Source organism: Embleya sp. NBC_00888, assembly GCF_045207655.1.
In the GTDB taxonomy this organism is placed as follows: domain Bacteria; phylum Actinomycetota; class Actinomycetes; order Streptomycetales; family Streptomycetaceae; genus Embleya.
Map to the genome: position 1 here is coordinate 2,494,540 of NZ_CP108784.1, position 17,554 is coordinate 2,512,093.

The 17,554-nt window shown below is 72.5% G+C and carries 16 protein-coding genes and 1 pseudogene; 8 read left to right on the forward strand and 9 right to left on the reverse strand.

Annotated features, from left to right (window positions below):
• Window positions 1-38 precede the first annotated feature (38 nt).
• Window positions 39-1,184, reverse strand: coding sequence for a protein-L-isoaspartate(D-aspartate) O-methyltransferase (locus OG948_RS09845; protein ID WP_406295528.1), 1,146 nt, complete (start codon window positions 1,182-1,184; stop codon window positions 39-41).
• Window positions 1,181-2,170, reverse strand: coding sequence for an ATP-grasp ribosomal peptide maturase (gene tgmB, locus OG948_RS09850; protein ID WP_406295530.1), 990 nt, complete (start codon window positions 2,168-2,170; stop codon window positions 1,181-1,183). Before tgmB ends, OG948_RS09845 begins: the two co-directional genes overlap by 4 nt.
• Between tgmB and OG948_RS09855 the strand changes: the two are divergent.
• A pseudogene (locus tag OG948_RS09855) lies at window positions 2,148-2,741 on the forward strand (GntR family transcriptional regulator); the annotation flags it as partial. The gene tgmB and the pseudogene OG948_RS09855 sit on opposite strands and share 23 nt — an antisense overlap.
• A gap of 158 nt (window positions 2,742-2,899) precedes the next feature.
• Here OG948_RS09855 and OG948_RS09860 read toward each other — a convergent pair.
• The 3 genes from OG948_RS09860 to OG948_RS09870 all read right to left on the reverse strand — a co-directional run bounded on the left by OG948_RS09860 (window position 2,900) and on the right by OG948_RS09870 (window position 6,172).
• Window positions 2,900-3,985, reverse strand: a complete 1,086-nt coding sequence (locus OG948_RS09860) for an amidohydrolase family protein (protein WP_406295532.1) — start codon at window positions 3,983-3,985, stop codon at window positions 2,900-2,902.
• 373 nt (window positions 3,986-4,358) lie between these two features.
• Complete coding sequence (locus tag OG948_RS09865; protein ID WP_406295534.1) at window positions 4,359-4,988, reverse strand: response regulator; 630 nt, start codon at window positions 4,986-4,988, stop codon at window positions 4,359-4,361.
• Window positions 4,985-6,172 (reverse strand): sensor histidine kinase, encoded by a 1,188-nt coding sequence (locus OG948_RS09870; RefSeq protein ID WP_406295537.1) that lies wholly within the window; start codon window positions 6,170-6,172, stop codon window positions 4,985-4,987. Before OG948_RS09870 ends, OG948_RS09865 begins: the two co-directional genes overlap by 4 nt.
• 278 nt (window positions 6,173-6,450) lie before the next feature.
• Here OG948_RS09870 and OG948_RS09875 point away from each other — a divergent pair, with 278 nt between their 5' ends.
• Both OG948_RS09875 and OG948_RS09880 read left to right on the forward strand, forming a co-directional pair.
• Window positions 6,451-7,527, forward strand: a complete 1,077-nt coding sequence (locus OG948_RS09875) for an ABC transporter permease (RefSeq protein ID WP_406295538.1) — start codon at window positions 6,451-6,453, stop codon at window positions 7,525-7,527.
• 74 nt (window positions 7,528-7,601) lie between these two features.
• A complete protein-coding gene (locus OG948_RS09880; RefSeq protein ID WP_406300218.1) occupies window positions 7,602-8,306 on the forward strand; it encodes an ABC transporter ATP-binding protein in 705 nt (234 codons plus the stop codon).
• A 112-nt stretch (window positions 8,307-8,418) separates the two neighbouring features.
• Here OG948_RS09880 and OG948_RS09885 read toward each other — a convergent pair whose 3' ends face one another.
• The 3 genes from OG948_RS09885 to OG948_RS09895 all read right to left on the reverse strand — a co-directional run bounded on the left by OG948_RS09885 (window position 8,419) and on the right by OG948_RS09895 (window position 10,499).
• Window positions 8,419-9,378 carry an exonuclease domain-containing protein gene (locus OG948_RS09885; RefSeq protein WP_406295540.1) on the reverse strand — a complete coding sequence of 320 codons (960 nt, stop codon included), beginning with the start codon at window positions 9,376-9,378 and terminating at the stop codon, window positions 8,419-8,421.
• A 53-nt stretch (window positions 9,379-9,431) separates the two neighbouring features.
• Window positions 9,432-10,115: a YidC/Oxa1 family membrane protein insertase gene (locus OG948_RS09890; protein ID WP_406295542.1), complete on the reverse strand. Its 684-nt coding sequence runs from the start codon at window positions 10,113-10,115 to the stop codon at window positions 9,432-9,434.
• 78 nt (window positions 10,116-10,193) lie between these two features.
• Entirely contained in the window at window positions 10,194-10,499 is a 306-nt protein-coding gene (locus OG948_RS09895) for a DUF6412 domain-containing protein (protein WP_406295544.1), read from the reverse strand.
• A 398-nt stretch (window positions 10,500-10,897) separates the two neighbouring features.
• On the opposite strand from OG948_RS09895, the gene OG948_RS09900 reads away from it, so the two are divergent.
• Entirely contained in the window at window positions 10,898-12,106 is a 1,209-nt protein-coding gene (locus OG948_RS09900) for a hypothetical protein (protein WP_406295546.1), read from the forward strand.
• A 93-nt stretch (window positions 12,107-12,199) separates the two neighbouring features.
• On the opposite strand, the gene OG948_RS09905 is transcribed toward OG948_RS09900, so the two are convergent.
• A complete protein-coding gene (locus OG948_RS09905) occupies window positions 12,200-12,805 on the reverse strand; it encodes a TetR/AcrR family transcriptional regulator (protein ID WP_406295547.1) in 606 nt (201 codons plus the stop codon).
• A 176-nt stretch (window positions 12,806-12,981) separates the two neighbouring features.
• Between OG948_RS09905 and OG948_RS09910 the strand changes: the two genes are divergently transcribed.
• From OG948_RS09910 to OG948_RS09925, 4 genes are read left to right on the forward strand one after another with little or no spacing between them, the layout of a single operon-like run.
• Window positions 12,982-13,776, forward strand: a complete 795-nt coding sequence (locus tag OG948_RS09910) for an acetoacetate decarboxylase family protein (protein WP_406295548.1) — start codon at window positions 12,982-12,984, stop codon at window positions 13,774-13,776.
• Between the two features lie 45 nt (window positions 13,777-13,821).
• A complete protein-coding gene (locus tag OG948_RS09915; protein ID WP_406295550.1) occupies window positions 13,822-14,712 on the forward strand; it encodes an SDR family NAD(P)-dependent oxidoreductase in 891 nt (296 codons plus the stop codon).
• A gap of 6 nt (window positions 14,713-14,718) precedes the next feature.
• Window positions 14,719-16,059: an amidohydrolase family protein gene (locus tag OG948_RS09920; protein ID WP_406295551.1), complete on the forward strand. Its 1,341-nt coding sequence runs from the start codon at window positions 14,719-14,721 to the stop codon at window positions 16,057-16,059.
• A gap of 6 nt (window positions 16,060-16,065) precedes the next feature.
• On the forward strand, window positions 16,066-17,352 hold the full coding sequence (locus tag OG948_RS09925; protein ID WP_395862679.1) for an amidohydrolase family protein: 1,287 nt from the start codon (window positions 16,066-16,068) through the stop codon (window positions 17,350-17,352).
• Window positions 17,353-17,554: the final 202 nt, after the last annotated feature.

Genomic DNA, 17,554 nt, shown 5'->3' on the forward strand with positions numbered 1-17,554 from the left:
CACCGGCGGCACGGTTGCCGCGAACGACCGAACCGCCGTCACCGCGCCGAAGAGTCCCGAGACCGTGGCCCGCGACGCGCTCCGGCAGCGACCGGAACAGGCCACGCCGGGCGGTCGAGCCACGCCCACTGGCGTTCGCGGGTGACCGTCAGGCCGTACCGGTCGCGGCGGGGGCGGCCGTGCTCCCGATGGAACGCGTACGCCGCCTCGACGCCGTCCCACAGCGAACGTGGCCCGGCCTGGACCACCCGTCCCCGATCGACGCAGGCCCACGACCCGTCCCGCCCCCACATCCGGCGCTCCGTGACACTCCCGGTGGCGTCTCGTTCCACGCCGTACGCGGTGTCGGGCAGCGCGAGGGAGTACAGGAACGCGAACTCGGAATCGTCCGGAACATCCGGCGCGAGGAAGGCCGCCCTGGTGGTCGTCTCGGACGCGTCGGGCGTCCCCGGGTAGGTGACCTCCCCGTTGGTCCCCGCGTCGCGGGCCTTCATGAAGCACGATCCGCCGGGCAGGAACACACCCTCGGCGGTGCCGTCCTCGCCGACGACCAAGCGTACGTTCCCCGAGCCCACCGGACACACGATCACGCCGCCCGGCCGCACCTGCTCGACCCACGCGCAAGGGACGTCGTCGAACCCGCAGGTGGCGATCAGCCTGTCGTACGGGGCACCCTCCGGGTACCCGGCCCGGCCGTCCGCCGCGACGACCAAAGGAACGTACCCACAGGACGCGAGCCGGTCCCGGGCACGGTCGGCGAGTTCGGGTTCCACCTCCATGGTGATCACGTTCCCGGAACCGAGGCGTTCGGCGAGGAGCGCGGCCTTGTAGCCGGTACCGGTGGCGACCTCCAGGACGCGATGCCCGTCGGCGACGTCCAAGGCCTCCAACATGTCGAGCATCAGGCGCGGCTGACTGGACGACGACGTGGGGACGCCGCCGAGGAGCCGGGTGGTCAGAGCGCGGTCGATGTCGTAGACGTCCGCCGGGTAACGGGTGTCGGCAGCGGTGAACTCCCGCCACCCATCGGGTTCCTGGCAGTAGTAGCGAGGGACGAACATATGCCTTGGAACGGTCGCCACGGCCGCTCGCCAATGCGGCGAGCAGCCCGCGTCGGCGGCTTTCTCAGCCAGTGCGGCCCGCAAGGCACGGGTCTCGCCGGTGTCGGTCGCAACCACGGTCATACGTGAACTCCTCGCAGTAGTGTGGCGTGCGCCTCGGCGATGGGAAGTCCGGTCGCGGCACTGATGAACTGCCATTGACCGGAAGGGTTGCACTCGAAGAACACCCATTCGCCGTTGGGCGTCACCGCGAAGTCGAACGCACCGAAGTTCAGCCTGTATGCGCTCATGAAACGCCGGACGGCCCCGGCGACGGGATCGGGAATCGTGACGGGCTCGTACTCCAAGGCGTCGTAGTCACTGCGCCAGTCGATCAGGGCGGCGGTGGTCCGAGCGTGAATGGCGACGGGGAACATGCGTTCGCCGACGACGGTCAGCCGGACCTCGAACGCCTTGGGGATCCACTCCTGGAGCATGTGGGCGGTCAGTTCGAGTGACTCGTCCAACTCGGCCGCGTCCACGCGTCGCGTGGGCAGGATGGACGGCATGCCGTCGGACGGCGCCAATGGCCCGGCCGTGACGGGCTTGGTGATCAGCGGTCCGCCCACCGTGGCGGCCCAACAGCGGGCACGTGCGAGGTCGTTGGTGATGATCGTGCGGGGTACACGCAGGCCGGATACTGCCGCGATGTCGAGTTGTCCCGGCTTGTGCGCACAGGCGCGGTACACATCCGGATGGTGCATCCACACCACCGGCAGGGACGAGAGCACCTGGACCATGCCGACCAGGGCCTGTGCTCTCGCCCACTCGCGATGTTCCTCGGCGATTCGGTCGGACACGGCGGGCAGGCCAGGCCGCCTGTAGTAGACGGCCCGGATCTCCTCCAGTCGGGCCGTGCGGGCTCCCGAGACCAACTCTCCACGCCAACCGAGTCGCCGGCCGTCGTACTCTGCGGCCAACGTGACGTGTTGAGGGAAGCGGGCCAGGTCGAACCGCAGCACCGGGACCCGGCGATCGTTCAGCGCTTGCACCACCAGATCGGCGGTCGGGTCGAGTTCCTCTGCGACGACCAGGACGTACCCGCACGGCGTGTTGCAGAGCGAGGGCATCGCCGAGGCACGCAAGGGGGCCGGGGTGTTCGTGCGCGAATTCCGGCCGATCCGTCGGCGGAGCATCCAGCGGTTGTCACGAGAGCGCTGGGGATCCGGGCTGTCCATCTGGGCGGCGGAGATCGACAACCGCGAACTGGTGGTCGATCACATCGCTGTGGCCGAGGCGCCGGTTCCGGAGTCGGTCGCGCCGCTGCTGGGTCTGGAGCCCGACGCGCCCGTCTGTGTGCGTCGCCGCAGGTTCGTGCTCGACGGGAAACCAGTGTTGTCGTCCACGTCCTACCTGCCCGCCGAGCTGGTTACCGGATCGCGGATCACACAGCAGGACACCGGGCCCGGCGGCACCTACGCGCGGTTGGCCGAACTCGGTGCGGCGCCGGTGCACTTCCAGGAGCAGGTGCGCGCCAGGATGCCCACCAAGGACGAGGCGGAACATCTCGCACTCGCTGCCGGCGTGCCGGTGGTGCTGGTCTGCCGTACGGCCTTTGCCGCCGATCGGCGGGCCGTGGAGGTCAACAGCATGGTCTTGGACGCCGGCTCGTACATCCTGGAGTACGACTTCGACGCCTGACGCGCGGCGTTCGCGGACCTCGCCCCGACCGGCCCGCCCTCGGGGTGTGAACCTCTCCTTCTCGGATTTCGCCGAGGCGGCCGACACCGAGGGCGTCTTCCGGTCCTTCGGACCCTGATCCCCGTAGCCCTCGACCCGACTCGGCGGCGCCCGGCCGGTCAGCGGGGCATCAGCGCGCCGCGCAGCACCACCGCTCGGGGGTCGGCCAGGGTGGCGATGTCGGCGCGCGGGTCGGCCGCGTAGACGACCACGTCGGCGGAGGCGCCCTCGGTGATCGCGTCCCGGCCCAGCCACGTGCGCGCGGACCAGCACGCGGCGGAGAGCGCGTCGACGGCGGGGATGCCGGCCTCGACCAGCTCGGCCACCTCGTCGGCGACCAGGCCGTGCGGCAGCGAGCCGCCCGCGTCGGTGCCGACGAAGATCGGGATGCCCGCGTCGTACGCCGCCCGGACCGTGGCATAGCGATTCGCGTGCAGCGCCCGCATGTGCGCGGCGTAGGTCGGGAACTTGCCGGCCGCCTGGTCGGCGATGCCCGGGAAGGTGCCGATGTTGACCAGCGTCGGCACGATCGCCACGCCGCGCTCGGCGAACATCGGGATCAGTTCCTCGGTCAGGCCGGTGGCGTGCTCGACGCAGTCGATGCCCGCCTCGACCAGGTCCGGGAGCGAGTTCTCGGCGAAGCAGTGCGCGGTGACCCGGGCGCCCTCGGCGTGCGCGGCGGCGATCGCCTCCTTGAGCGCGTCCAGTGGCCACAGCGGGGCCAGGTCGCCGGTTTCCCGGTCGATCCAGTCGCCGACCAGCTTGACCCAGCCGTCGCCGCGCCGGGCCTCCCGGATGACGAACGCGGTCAGGTCGCCGGGCTCGATCTCGTGCGCGTAGTTGCGGATGTAGCGCCTGGGCCGGGCCAGGTGGCGGCCCGCGCGGATCAGTCGGGGCAGGTCCTCGCGGCCGTCGATCCAGCGCGTGTCGGCGGCCGAGCCGGCGTCGCGCAGCAGCAGCGCGCCCGCGTCCCGGTCGGTGCGCGCCTGGCGTTCGGAGGTGGCCGCGTCGACGGCGCCGTGCTCGTCGATCCCGACGTGGCAGTGCGCGTCGACCAGGCCGGGCAGTACCCAGCCCTCCAGCGTCGCGTCGACGGCAAGCGACGTCGGCCGGTCGAACGTGATCCGCCCGCCCACCACCCACATCTCGTCACGAACTTCGTCCGGGCCGACCAGAACGCGACCCTTCACGTGCAACACGGTCATGCCGAGACCCTACGACCGCCCCACCGAAAACCGCCCCACCCCGCCCCGAACCCGCCGCCCCACACTTCCGGTCCCCCGCGCACCACACAGCGCCACGGCCACACTCACAGCCGCCCCGGCACCCCATGTCGCGGCACCGCCGCGCGCGAACCGACGCCGAGCACCGCCCCACCCCACCCCACCCCGAACACCCAGCGCCCCGCCACCCACACACCCGTTCCCACCCGCGCACCGCCCGACCGCGCTCAGCGCCGGCCCGGCCCCACGTGATACCGCCATCACCTCCGCGACGCGCGAGTCGACGCCGAGCACCAACCCACCCGCTCCGGACCACCCCACATCAGGCCCACCCGCGCGCACCGTGCCGTCGCGCTCAGCGCCGGCCGAGCACCCCGCGTTGCATCGCCGCCGCCACCGCCGCGGTGCGGGAGTCGACGTCGAGCTTCGCGTAGATGTGCACCAGGTGCGATTTGACGGTGGCCTGGCTCAGGAACAGCGCCTTGCTGATCGCGAGGTTGGACAGGCCGTCCGCGACCAGCGCCAGCACCTCGATCTCGCGACCGGTCAGCGTCGGCAGCGGATCGCGAAGCCGACTCAGCAGCCGGCCCGCGATCCGCGGCGCGAGCGCGGATTCGCCCGCCGCGGCGGTACGCACCGCGGCGGCCAGTTCCTCGGGCGGGGCGTCCTTGAGCAGATAGCCCAGCGCGCCCGACTCGACCGCCGCCAGGATGTCCGCGTCGGTGTCGTACGTGGTCAGCACCAGCACGTGCGGCGCGTCGGGCAGCGCCGTGATCGCCGCCGTGGCCGCGTTCCCGTGCATCCCGCCCGGGGCGAACCGCAGATCCATCAGCACCACGTCCGGCGCGAGCACGCGGGCCAGTTCGACCGCGCGTTCGGCGGTGTCCGCCTCGCCCACCACCGCGAAGTCCGGCTCCGCCGCCAGCACCGCGCGCAGCCCGGCGCGCACGATCGGATGGTCGTCGGCCAGCAACAACCGGATCATCGCGCCGACCCACCCGGTGCCGGCACCGGGAACGTCACCGCGATCGCCGCACCCTGCGCCGGCCCGGACTCCACCGTCAGCACGCCACCGAGCTCGGCGGCCCGCGTCCGCATCGCGGCCAGCCCGAACCCGGTCCCGGCGGACCCGCCGGCGACCGAGTCCGCGCCGCCCCGCCCGCCCCGCGCGGCCGGATCGAAGCCGCGCCCGTCGTCGACCACGTCCAGCGTCACCGAGGCGTCCATGTGGCTGAGCGTCACCTCGGCCCGGGACGCCGACGCGTGCCGCACCGTGTTGCCCAGCGCCGACTGGGCGATCCGCAACAGCGCCACCTCGACGGCGGTCGGCAACCCGACCGCGTCACCGGTGCTGTGGAAGCGCACGTCCAACTCCGCCTCGGCGGCGGTCCGCGCGCACAACCGCTCCAACGCCGCCGGCAGCGAGGACCCGTCCAGCTCCGGCGGCGCCAGCGCCCGGACGAACCGGCGCGCCTGGGCCAGGCTGTCGGTCGCGGTGACCCGGGCCAGCCGTACGTGGCGCTCCGCGTCGAGCGCGTCGCTCGGCAGTGCCCGCTCCGCCGCGCGCAAGAGCAGTTGGATGCTGCTGAAGCCCTGCGCGAGGGTGTCGTGGATCTCCCGGGCCAACCGCTCGCGCTCGGCGAGCACCCCCGCGTGCCGCTCGGCCGCGGCCAGCGACGCGCGGGCCGCGACCACGTCCTCCACCAGCCGGCGCCGCTCCTCGCTCTCCCGGTGCAGCGCCTGATAGCCCAGTACGGTCGCCACCGCCACCGCCGCGCCCAGCACCGGGCCGAGCACCATGCCCGTCGTCACCGCGCCGCGATGCGCCGCGTAGCCCACGATCGCGACCACCGTGAGCCCGGCCACCACCGGCAGCGCGACGCGCACCGGCAGCAGGTGCGGGACCAGGAAGAACAGCGGGAACGCGAACCAGATCCCCTCCGCCGTGAGCGCGTACAACCCGACCCAGGCCAGGGTCAGACACCCCAGCCACAGCGCCGAGGCCCGCACCGAGGACTCCACCGAGGGCAGCAGGTTGCCGACCACGTACACCCCGACGGTGATCGCCACCGCGGCCACGATCAGCGCGGCCCGCGTGGCCGGTATGTCGGTACCCACCAGCGCGCGCAGCGCGGCGAGGGCCAGGAGCAGCGCCACGAGCCCGTGCATGCAGGCACGGAGCGCGCGGGGGACCCGAGTCGGGCCGGGCGGCGTGGGGGTGGGGGTGGGGCACATGTCGGTTCAAGGGTAGACGGGGTGGATTCGGGCGGCATCGATCGAAAGGTTGAGTCGGGAACGGCCAGGTCGATCGATGATGCCGCGGGTGGTCGAGGAGCAGAGTCGGGTTGTCCTCGGACGCCGGACCGGCCGCTTTCGCCGACCCGGAGGACGCGGCGGCGCGGGTCTCGCGTGCCGCACATCTTCCAGCCAGGAGGCCTCGACCAGCCGTGTTCGTCGCAGTGCGGGACCTCGTGTTCGCCCGAGGGCGGTTCGCCCTGATGATCGTCACCGTGGCGCTGCTCACCGCGCTGGTCGGCCTGGTGTCCGGTCTGACCGTCGGGCTCGGGCGGGCCAACACCTCGGCGATCGACGCGCTGCCCGCCGATCGGCTCGCGTTCGCCGCGCCCGCGTCCGGACAGGGGGTCTCGTTCGCGGACTCGACCGTGGACGAAAGCCAGTGGCGGCGCTGGGCCGAGCAACCGGGGGTGCGCTCGGCCGCGCCGCTGGGCATCGCGACGACCCGGCTCGGCGCCGGCGAGCGCACGGTCGCCGCCGCCGCGTTCGGGGTCGAGCCCGGCGGGCCGCTCGCACCCCGGGCGCTCGCCCCGGGCACCGTGGTGTTGTCCCGGGCGCTGGCCGAGGATCTGCGGGTCGCGGTCGGCGCCCGGCTGAGCGTCGGGGCCGGTACGTCGCTGACCGTGGCGGCGGTGGTGTCGGGATCCTCGTACAGCCACACCCCGGTCGCCTGGACCACGCTGGCCGACTGGCAACCGCTGCGCCCGGGGCCGGCGCGCGGCGGACCGCACGCGACGGTGATCGCGCTCGACCTGGCCGGCGCGCACACCGGTGCGGGCGACCGGGCGATCGGCACCCGCAGCACCTCGGTCGGCGCCGCCCGGAGCGCGATCGGGTCGTACACCGCCGAGAACGGGTCGCTGCGCCTGATGCGCGGCTTCCTGTTCGCGATCTCGGCGCTGGTGGTGGGCGCGTTCTTCACGGTGTGGACGATTCAGCGGGCCGGCGACATCGCGGTGCTCAAGGCGCTCGGCGCGCCCACCGGCTATCTGCTCCGAGACGCGCTCGGCCAGGCGTTCCTGGTGTTGCTGGTGGGGACCGCCGTGGGCACCGGGATCGTCACGCTGTTCGGCGCGGTGACGCCGGCGGGGGTGCCGTTCGTGGTGGACGCGTCGACCACGGCGTTCCCGGCGGCGGTGCTGATCCTGCTCGGCATGGTCGGCGCCGGGCTGGCCGTGCGCCGGGTGACCTCGATCGACCCGCACACCGCGCTGAGCGGCACCCGATGACCGTCGGCCCGACCCGAGCCACCGGCGGCCGGTCCGCGCCGCGCGCCACCCCCGGCGACCCCGAAAGGCACCCGATGCACCCGTCGCACCCGTCGCCCGGTCTCGAACTCGCCGACGTCACCCTCACCTATCCCGACGGCGACACCCGACTCACCGCCCTGGATCGGGTCGACCTGCTCGTGCCGCCCGGCACGCTGACCACCCTGGTCGGCCCGTCCGGGTCCGGCAAGTCCAGTCTGCTCGCCGTCGCCGCGACGCTGACCGCACCGGACCGCGGGCGGGTCTCGATCGCCGGCCGGGACGTCGCGGCACTGTCCGCCGCCGAACGTGCCCGACTTCGCCGGACCACCATCGGCATCGTGTTCCAACAGCCCAACCTGCTCGCGTCGTTGACCTGCGTCGAGCAGCTCCAGGTGATGGCGCATCTGGCCGGGCGCAGCGCCCGCCGGGTCCGCTCCCGGGCGCTGGACCTGCTCGACCGGGTCGGCCTCGCGGACCGCGCGGGGCATCGCCCGCACCGCCTGTCCGGCGGCCAGCGGCAACGCGTCAACATCGCAAGGGCGTTGATGAACGAGCCGAGCGTGCTCCTGGTGGACGAGCCCACCGGCGCGCTCGATCACGAACGCGGCGCCGCGATCGTCGCGCTGCTCGCCGAACTGACCCGCGCGAGCGGCACGGCCACCGTCCTGGTCACCCACGACCACAGCCATCTCCCGCACGCGGACCACACGATGGAGCTGATCGACGGCCGCCTGGGCACCCTCGCCGCGAGCCGTTGACGCGGCGGACGACCCGCCCGGACCACCGAAACGGCGGACGGCCGACGCCCGGACCGGCGAAGCGGCGGCCGACCGCCTCGGCCGGCCGCACCGAAACCCCCGCCGAAATCGCCTACCCGCCCTCCCCCGGCCGCCACGCGCTCGACCCCGACCGCTCCCGATCGGCGTCCGGGTGCCACGCACTCGACCCACCGGGGCCGGCAGCCGGCACGCCGGGCGACCCCGCACCGCCCGAACCACTCGGAATCACCGGCCAGTTCGGGTCGACCACCTCGCCGCCGTCCGGGTTGCGGCGGTCGAAGTACTGCTGCAGCGAGGCCGCCTGCTCGGCGTACCAGCGGACCTGCTTCTCGTGCAGCGTGCGCAGCGAGTCGGCGGCCAACTCCGGGAAGCGCGCGCCCAGATCCCGGGCAAGCAGCAGGCACGCGAGCGCGTCGCCGTCGGCGGTGTGCGCGTCGGTGAGCACCACCTCGTAGAACGCGCTGGTCGCGGCCAGCGTGCGCTTGCCCTTGCGGTACCGGTCCAACTGCTTGTCGATCACCAGCGGGTCGATGATCGGTGCGGTGTACGGGAGTTGCGGCAGGTTGTGGCGACGCAGCTCGGTTTGCAGGATGGTCAGGTCGAACGGCGCGTTGTAGATCGCGATCGGCGTGCCGGCCTCGAGGTACGCGGTCATCGCCGCACCGATCTCGGCCAGGCAGAGCGCGGGTGCCCGCCCCTGGGCCCGGGCCCGCTCGGTGTCGATCCCGTGGATCGCGGTCGCCTCGGCGGGGATCTCCCGCTCGCCCGGGTCGAGCAGCCAGGACCGTCGGGTGCCGGTCGCGTCGACCAGGGCGGCGGTGACCACGAAGTCCGTGCGCGGGTCGACGCCGGAGGTCTCCACGTCGAACGCCGCCATCGGACCGCGATGCCAGCCGTCGTGATTGCCTCTCGGTGGCGCGGCCGGCTTGGGCTCACCGCAGGTCGCGCAGTACGTCACCCATTTGCCGTCCTTGCGGACCAACAGGCCGTCGCCCGCCTTGACATAGGTCGTGCACGTGGCACAGGTCGCACCGAACTTGTTCGTAGCCATGGGGTGCTCTTTTCCGATCGCGGATCAGATTCACGTCGTCACTGCGCGAAACGCTAGTGCCCGGGTACGACGCGATCCGCGCGCCGGGTGGCGACCCGGCGCAGCAGGGGGCGTTCGACGGTGGTCCACGCGGTGCTCGTGAGCAGGTACAGGCCGGCCGCGAGCGGTACGAGGGCCGCGGTGAGTACGGTGCCGAAGGGCATCCATCGGATCAGCGCGGGCGCGTCCGGGACGGCGCGCGCGGCGCGGTATTGCGCGTAGGCCACGCCCGCGAGCAGCGCCGACAGGCCCACCAGCACCAGCGTGTGCGGCCCGCCGAGCCCGGTCACCGGATGCAGGCCGAGCGGTGCGCCGGCCAACGTGTGGCCCAACAGGGCAGGGTCGCCGCTGAACAGACGGTACGTCAGGAACAGGAACGGCAGACCGGCCAGGGCCGGGAGCATGCCGGCGAACATCGAGGTGCCGGACTCCCGGTGCAGCGCGGTGAGTTCGCGGGCCAGGCGCTGCGGGTCGCGCGCGTGCCGGTCGCGGAGCCGGCGGACCTGCGGGGCGAGCCGGGCGCGGGCCACCTCGGCGCGGGCCTGGGCGTAGCCCAGGGGCAGCAGGGCGAGTCGCACGCACGCGGTGAACACGACCACGGCGCCGGCCACCGAGCCGGTGCCGAGCAGCGGGGCGAGGGCGTCGGCGAGAGTGAGCAGGACGTCGTGCGCGACGCCGAGAACGGGGATGCCGAACATGGGAAGGGCCTTCCGTGACGCGGGAATTCGGGCTGCGTCAGGCGGCCGTGCCGAACCCGTGGAACAAGGTCGTCGGGGTCAGCAGCGGGCCGCCGGGCCCACTCCCGGTGCTCTGGGCCGCGATCGGCCCGGCCCGTCGGGATCCCGCGAGGGCAGGAAGGCCAGCCGATCGGCCTGCCTGCGCAACACCGCGCCGCGAACGTGCGCGCGCTCGGCGGACGGCGCGCACGCGGCGGCGGTACAGCAGGCCAGCGCGAGCACCGCGGTCACCGCGACGGCGACCAGACCGGGCAACGCCCCGTCCACGAACAGCCCGAAGCCGACCAGCGCGAGCAGCGTCGCGAACAGCGACGTCGACGCGGTGGCGGGGCCCGAGCGGTACATGCGCCCCACCCTAAACCGACACCACACCGCTCCGCACCGTGCCGGCTCCGACTGCGACTCCGCGCGCCGCCCTTGCCGGGATCCACGCTCACCCGGCCCCGGCTCCACGATCCGCCCGGGCCAGACACCGCTCCGCACCACACCGCTCCGCGCACACCGCACCATGTCGGCTCCGACTCCGCGCCCGACCTTGCCGGATCCACGCTCGCCCCGCCCCGCCCCGCCTCCACGATCCGCCCGGGCCCGACTCCGCACCCTCGCGACCCGGCTCCACGCCGCACCCGGACGCGACGCACCGGCCTCGCGCCCGCCCGGATCCGAGCCCGCCCGAGCCGGGGATCCGAACCCGCACCGGCCGAGAGGTGAGCACGCACGCACGTTCGTGCCAGGATGACCCCGTGCGCGTGCTGCTAGGGGACGGCTTCGGGGTGACGTCACGTCAGATCGCGATGGCGATCGGGCGGTCGGGGCACGACGTGGCGGTGCTCGCGCCGCCCGGTCGGCCGGCTCACGCACGCCCTCGCTCGGTCACGGTGGTGCACGAGGTGCCCGCGTTCGGCGCGGATCCGTGGGCGTGGCTGGCCCGGACCGAGGCGGTGTTGCGGGCCGAGCCGCACGACGTGCTGCTGGCCACGAACGAGCATGTCGCGGTGCTCGCGCGCGAGCCGGAGCGGATCACCGCGCACGGTGTGGCCCTGGCCGTACCGCCGTTCTCGGCGCTGCGCCGGGTCGCGGACCGGGCCTCGGCGGCGAGCACCCTCACCGAGATCGGGATGCCGCAGCCGGCCGGGACGGTGGTGGTGCGCTCCGCCGAGGAGTTGCGCCAGGTCGCCGATCCGCCGTTGTACGTGAAGACCCTCGCGGGTTCGCACCGGGTCGAGCGGCGCGAGCAACTGCTGCGGCTGGCCGACACGTTGGATCAGGGCGGCGCGTTCGTGGACGGCGCCGGCGTGCTGGTGCAGGAGCCGGCCGACGGCCCGGTCCTGTCCGCCCAGGCGGTGTTCGAGCACGGCCGACTGGTCGCGGTGCACGCGTACGAACACCTGCACGGCAGCGCGGTCAGGCGCAGCGTGGTGGTGCCGGAGGTGCGCGAGCAGGTCGCGATGCTCGGCGGCCACCTCGGCTGGCACGGCGGCCTGTCGCTGGACGCGGTGCGCACCGCGCACGGCGGCCCGGCCTGGTTGGACGTGCGCCCCTACCTCGCCGAACCGGGCAACGCGGGCGCCGCCGGCACCGATCTGGTCGCGGCGCTGATCGCGGTCTCCCGGGGCGAGGCGCCGGCCTCGATGCCGTGGGGCAGGCCGGACGTACGCACCCGGCAGGCACACGGCGGGCTGCTGACCGCCGCCCGGGCCGGGCGCCGCCGGGCCGGCCGCGAACTGCTGCGGATCGTGGTGCGGGCGAGTCCGTACCGGGACGCCGTCGAGGAGACCCTGAGCCTGCGTCGGGAGCCGCGTCGGATCGCCGGATCGTTGTGGCTGACCACGACCGTGCTCACCGTGCCGGCCCGCGTCCTGGCCCGGATCGACGCGCAGGAGGCCGGGGGCACGCTGTCCCCCGCGGCGTGGCGCCGCGTCCTGGCCGGCGCCCCACCGCGGGTGCCCTGACCACCTCGCCGAAGCGGCGTTTCCTCCACCGCGCGTGCCCTGATCGCCCGCGCCCGAGCGGCGACCGCACCACCGCGCGTGCCCTGACGTCCCTCACCCGAGCAGCGACTCCACCAGCGCCCGCACCGACAGCACGAACAGCCGGTCACCGTCGGTGACGTGGCTCAGGCTCGCCGCCAGTTCCGGATCCTCCAGCGCCAACTCGCCGCGCCATCGGTCCACGGCCGGTGGTTCGGCCGCACTGTTCTCCAGGGCCCGCTCCAGCATCACGAAGCCGGCGATCTGGTACTGCACCGCCTGCACCGCCTCGCCCGCCCGTGCGCCGCGCAGGCCGGCCGCCGTCATCTCGTGCACCAGTGCCTTGCGGGCGGGCAGCATCATCAGCGACTCCAGGCCGCGCTCGCGGACCAGGCCGACCAGGTGCGGGCGCTCCAGGATCAATCGCCGACACGATCGCGCGATCGACACCACCCGCTCGACCGGCGTGCTCCCGTCCACCGAGATCGCGCCCATGTCCGCGATCACCCGATCCACCAGTTGGTCCACCAGCACGTCGCGGTTGCCCACGTGCCAGTAGATCGAGGTGACGGCGACGCCCAACTCGGCGGCCAGTTTGCGCATGCTGAGGTTCTCGATACCGGATTCCATGACGAGACGCATGGCGGTGTCGAGCACGGTGTCTCGCGTGATCCTGTCCATCACGTCCCATTCTCGCGCCCGAGCGGGGTCGGCCGATACACGGGCAACCACGCCACAGGTCTTTACCTCGCCGACCTACCGGTGTAACAGTGTTACAGAACAACCGGCACCACCGCGCACGGGATCGGGCAACCGGCCCGCGCGCAGCCCTCGCACGAGCGGAAGAGGTGAGGTACGTGGCACGCATTCGGTACGGCGCCCGGCCGGCGGAAACGCTGAAGAAATCCTCGCGGGAGCGATCCAGCCTCCCGGAGATCTGGTCCACCGGCGTGATGGCGATCTGGGAGACCGACCCCGAGGTGATCGCGGCGATCCTGCCGCCGCCGCTGGTCCCCGCGGACCGGCCGCTGGTGCGGGTGAACATCTCCGCCTGCGACATCAACGGCCACCCGCTCGGCGCGGGCGCGGTCGCGGTGCGCTGCAAGCACGGCGACGTCGAGGGCGACTACACGCTGACCATGCCGATGACCACCGAGCGGGCGGTGATCGGCGGTCGCGAGGTGTTCGGCGAGCCGAAGAAGCTGGCCGATGTCAAGGTCGAGCGAAACGGCGACGAGGTCGTGGCCACCGTGAACCGGATGGGCGTCACCTATGTCGAGGTGCGCGGCACCGTGGTCGAGGAGCTGGCCACCCCCGAGCCCCGACAGACGCTGAGCTTCTACTACAAGTTCCTGCCCGCCGTGGACGGCGACGGCTTCGACGCCGACCCGATGCTGGTGCACGTCACCCGCAACGAGCGCACCCGCAGCGCGCACCGCCTGGACGGCGAGGTGATCCTGCGCGACTCGGACTTCGACCCGGTCGCCGACCTGCCGGTGCGCAAGCTGATCTCGATCACGCTCAGCGAGCGCACCTCCGACCAGCAGGGCTTCGTCGCCGAGCACGTCAAGGCCGACCTGGTGCTGCCGTACATCCACCAGCGCTACGACGACGTGCAGCAGATCACCGACGATCCGCCGCCCGCGAAGTAGCACCCCGGCAGGCAAGGCAGCGACGACAGCAAGGGATCGACAGACATGCTGCAGGAATTCGACGGCAGAGTCGCCGTCGTCACCGGTGCCGCGAGCGGCATCGGGCTCGCGATGGCCGAGCGGTTCAGCGCGGAGGGCATGAAGGTCGTGCTCGGCGACATCGAGCAGGGCGCGCTGGACAAGGCGGTCGCGCGGATCACCGACGCGGGCGGCGAGGCGCTCGGGCACGTCGTGGACGTGTCGGTGCGCGAGTCGGTGTTCGAGCTGGCCGACGCCGCGTTCGAGCACTTCGGCGCCGTGCACGTGCTGTGCAACAACGCCGGGATCGGCTCGGGCTCCGAGGGCAAGATGTGGGAGCACGACCCCAAGGACTGGGACTGGTGCTTCGCCGTCAACGTGTTCGGCGTCTTCAACGGCATCCAGGCGTTCGTACCGAGGATGCTCGCGCAGAACACCCCCGGCCACATCGTGAACACCTCCTCCGGCGACGGCGGCATCGCGCCGCTGCCGAACGCGTCGGTGTACGCGACCACCAAGGCCGCGGTGGTGACCATGACCGAGGCACTGTACGCCCAGCTCGGCCAGGTGCACGCGCAGCTCGGCGCGTCCGTGCTGTTCCCCGGGCCCAAGATGTTGCGCACCGGCCTGTGGGAGTCCTACCGCAACCGGCCCGAGCGGTTCGCCAAGTCGGTGCCGCGCAAGACGCCCTACAACACGCTCGACGCGTGGGAGAAGGCGATGCGCGACGCGGGGCAGGAGATCGAGTTCACCCCGGTCGAGTCGGTCGCGGCCGACGTGCTCGACGGCATCCGGGAGAACCGGTTCTGGATCCTGCCCGCCAGTGAGCACAGCGACGGACAGATCACCGCGCGGTCGCAGAGCATGCTCGCCCGCAGCAATCCCTCGTACCTCGAGACCTTTGTCCTGGACAAGTGAGTGACGATGACCCAGAGCAGCGAACACCCCGAGCGGAACGAACTCACCACCCCCTACACGATCATCTCCTCGGACACCCACGCCGGGCTGCCGACCGAGCTGTATCGCGACTACCTGGCCACCCGGCATCACGCCGCGTTCGATCGGTTCATGTCCGAGCGCGAGGCGCAGCTCAAGGCGATCACCGACCTGGGCGTGCGCAACGAGGACTTCGCGGCGAACTGGTTCGAGACCAACGAGGAGGTGCTGCGCAGCGGTTGGGAGGTGGACCGGCGCGACCTGGAGTTGGACAAGGACGGCGTGGTCGGCGAGGTGATCTTCCCGGACGCGGACGCCGTCGAGTCGCGCACGTGTGTACCCTTCGGCGCGGGCCTGGGCCTGTCCGGGGACATGGATCCGGAACTGGGCCTGGCCGGCGCGCAGGCGCACAACCGCTGGCTGGCCGAGTTGTGCAAGACCAGTCCGGAACGGCGGCGCGGGGTCGCGCTGATCCCGATCACCGCGGCGATCGAGGACGTGCTCGCGGAGATCCGCCGGATCAAGGCGGACGGGCTGGGCGCGGTGATGATCCCCGCGATGTGGATGAACCAGACGCCGTACCACGATCGCAAATACGACCCGGTGTGGGCGCTGTGCCAGGACCTGGAACTCCCGGTGGTCACCCACTCGGGTCCGGCAGACCGCGAGTCGTACGGGAACCACCTGGGCATCTACGTCACCGAGGTCACCTGGTGGCCGTCCCGGCCGTTGTGGTTCCTGCTGTGGTCCGGCGTGTTCGAGCGGTTCCCGCGGCTGAAGTTCGGGGTGACCGAGGCGGGCTGCTGGTGGGTGGGCAACCTGCTGTGGTTCACCGACCGGCTGCTGCTGGGCTCGCGCGGCGCGGCCAAGTTGGCCGGGTTCGAGGAGATCAAGCTGCTCCCGAGCGAGTACTTCGACCGCAACTGCTTCATCGGCGCGTCCAACACCAAGCGGCGCGAGATCGGCATGCGCTACGAGATCGGTGTCGGCAACATCTGTTGGGGTAACGATTTCCCGCACCCCGAGGGCACCTGGCCGGAGACCCTCGACATCCTGCGCAAGACGTTCTCCGACGTCCCGATCGCCGAGACGCGCGTAATGCTCGGCGAGGCGGTCGCCGACGTGTACGGCTTCGACCTGGCCGCTCTCGAGCCGCACGCCGAGCGGGTCGGGGTCACCCCCGCCACGCTCGGTCAGGTGAACGAGGACGGTTCGGCGAAGGACCTGACGACCAAGTGGGCAGCGGCCGCCGAGATCGGCCGGCACTGGCTCACCGGACACGACACGGGCGCCGCGATCAACCCCAACGCGGAAGCCCTGGAGGTCTGATCCCCCATGACTGACAGCACCACCCCGCTCCCCGTCCCGAGCGGCCCCCCGTCCGGCGACCACCCCGAGCGGTACACCGTGATCTCGGCCGACTGCCACGGCGGCGGCGAGATCCACGGCTATCGCGACTACCTACCGACCCGCCTGCACGCCGAGTTCGATGCCTGGGTGGCGAACTACGAGATCCCGTATCCCGACCTCAAGGGGGACCTCGGCCCGCGCAACTGGGACTCCGACCGACGCCTGCGCGATCTGGAGGCGGACGGGGTGGTGGCCGAGGTCATCTTCCCCAACACCGTGCCGCCGTTCTTCCCCAAGCCCTCGCTGACCGACCAGCCGCCGGCCGCGAACGCGGGCGACCTGGCGCTGCGGTGGGAGGGGCTCAAGGCGCACAACCGCTGGATGGTCGACTTCTGCGCGGCCACGCCCGGGCGCCGGGCGGGCATCGTGCAGATCATGCTGCACGACATCCCGGCGGCGGTGGAGGAGATCCGCTGGGCCAAGGACGCCGGGCTCACCGGCGGCGTGCTGCTGCCCGGCACCCCGCCCGGTTCCGGTCTGGTGCCGATGTTCGACTACGCGCACTACGAGCCGCTGTGGCGGGTGTGCGAGGAGTTGGGCATGCCGGTCAACCACCACACCGGCTCGGCCGCGCCGCCGGCCGGGGACACCGACGTGGACAAGGTGGTGTTCCTGACCGAGGTGTCCTGGTGGGCGCACCGCGCGTTCACCCACCTGGTGGTCTCCGGCGCGATGGATCGCCACCCGGAGCTCCAGTTCGTGTTCACCGAACAGGGCACCGCCTGGATCCCGGAGGAGACCCGGCGGCTGGACTACTACTGGCACCGGATGAGCACCGCAGTCGGCTCCCAGGAGTACGAGTGGGGCAGCGCGCTGGTCGGCCGGATGGAGCTCAAGCCGAGCGAGTACTGGGCCCGGCAGTGCCACGTCGGGGCCAGCTTCCAGCGCCCGGCCGAGGCCAAGCTGCGCTATCAGGTGGGCGTGGACCGGATCATGTGGGGCAGCGACTACCCGCACAAGGAGGCCAGCCATCCGTTCAGCCGCGAGGCGCTCCAGTTGACCTACAACGGCATCGACCCGGTCGAGGTCGCCGCCATGGTCGGCGGCAACGCGGCGAAGCTGTACGGCTTCGACCTGGACGCGCTGGCCCCGATCGCGGCGAAGGTGGGCCCCCGGGTCGACCAGGTGTGGGCACCGCTGGCGCCCGAGGACATCCCGGTCGGCGCGGACAAGTGCCCGGCGTTCGTGGGCGCGGTCGGCATCAAGCCGTAGCCCGTGTCGAGCCCCGGCCGCGTGCGACCGTGGCCGCGCCCACCGCGTACGGACCTCGGCGTCGAGGGGCCGGAACCCATCGTTCCGGTCCCGCCGACGCCGAGGCCGTCGCGGCGGGCGCGCGGGTGTGACGCCTGGCACAGGGCTTCCAACCGCCGGGCCGGCGATTTCTCCGGTGAATCGTGGCGACACGCTTTAGAGT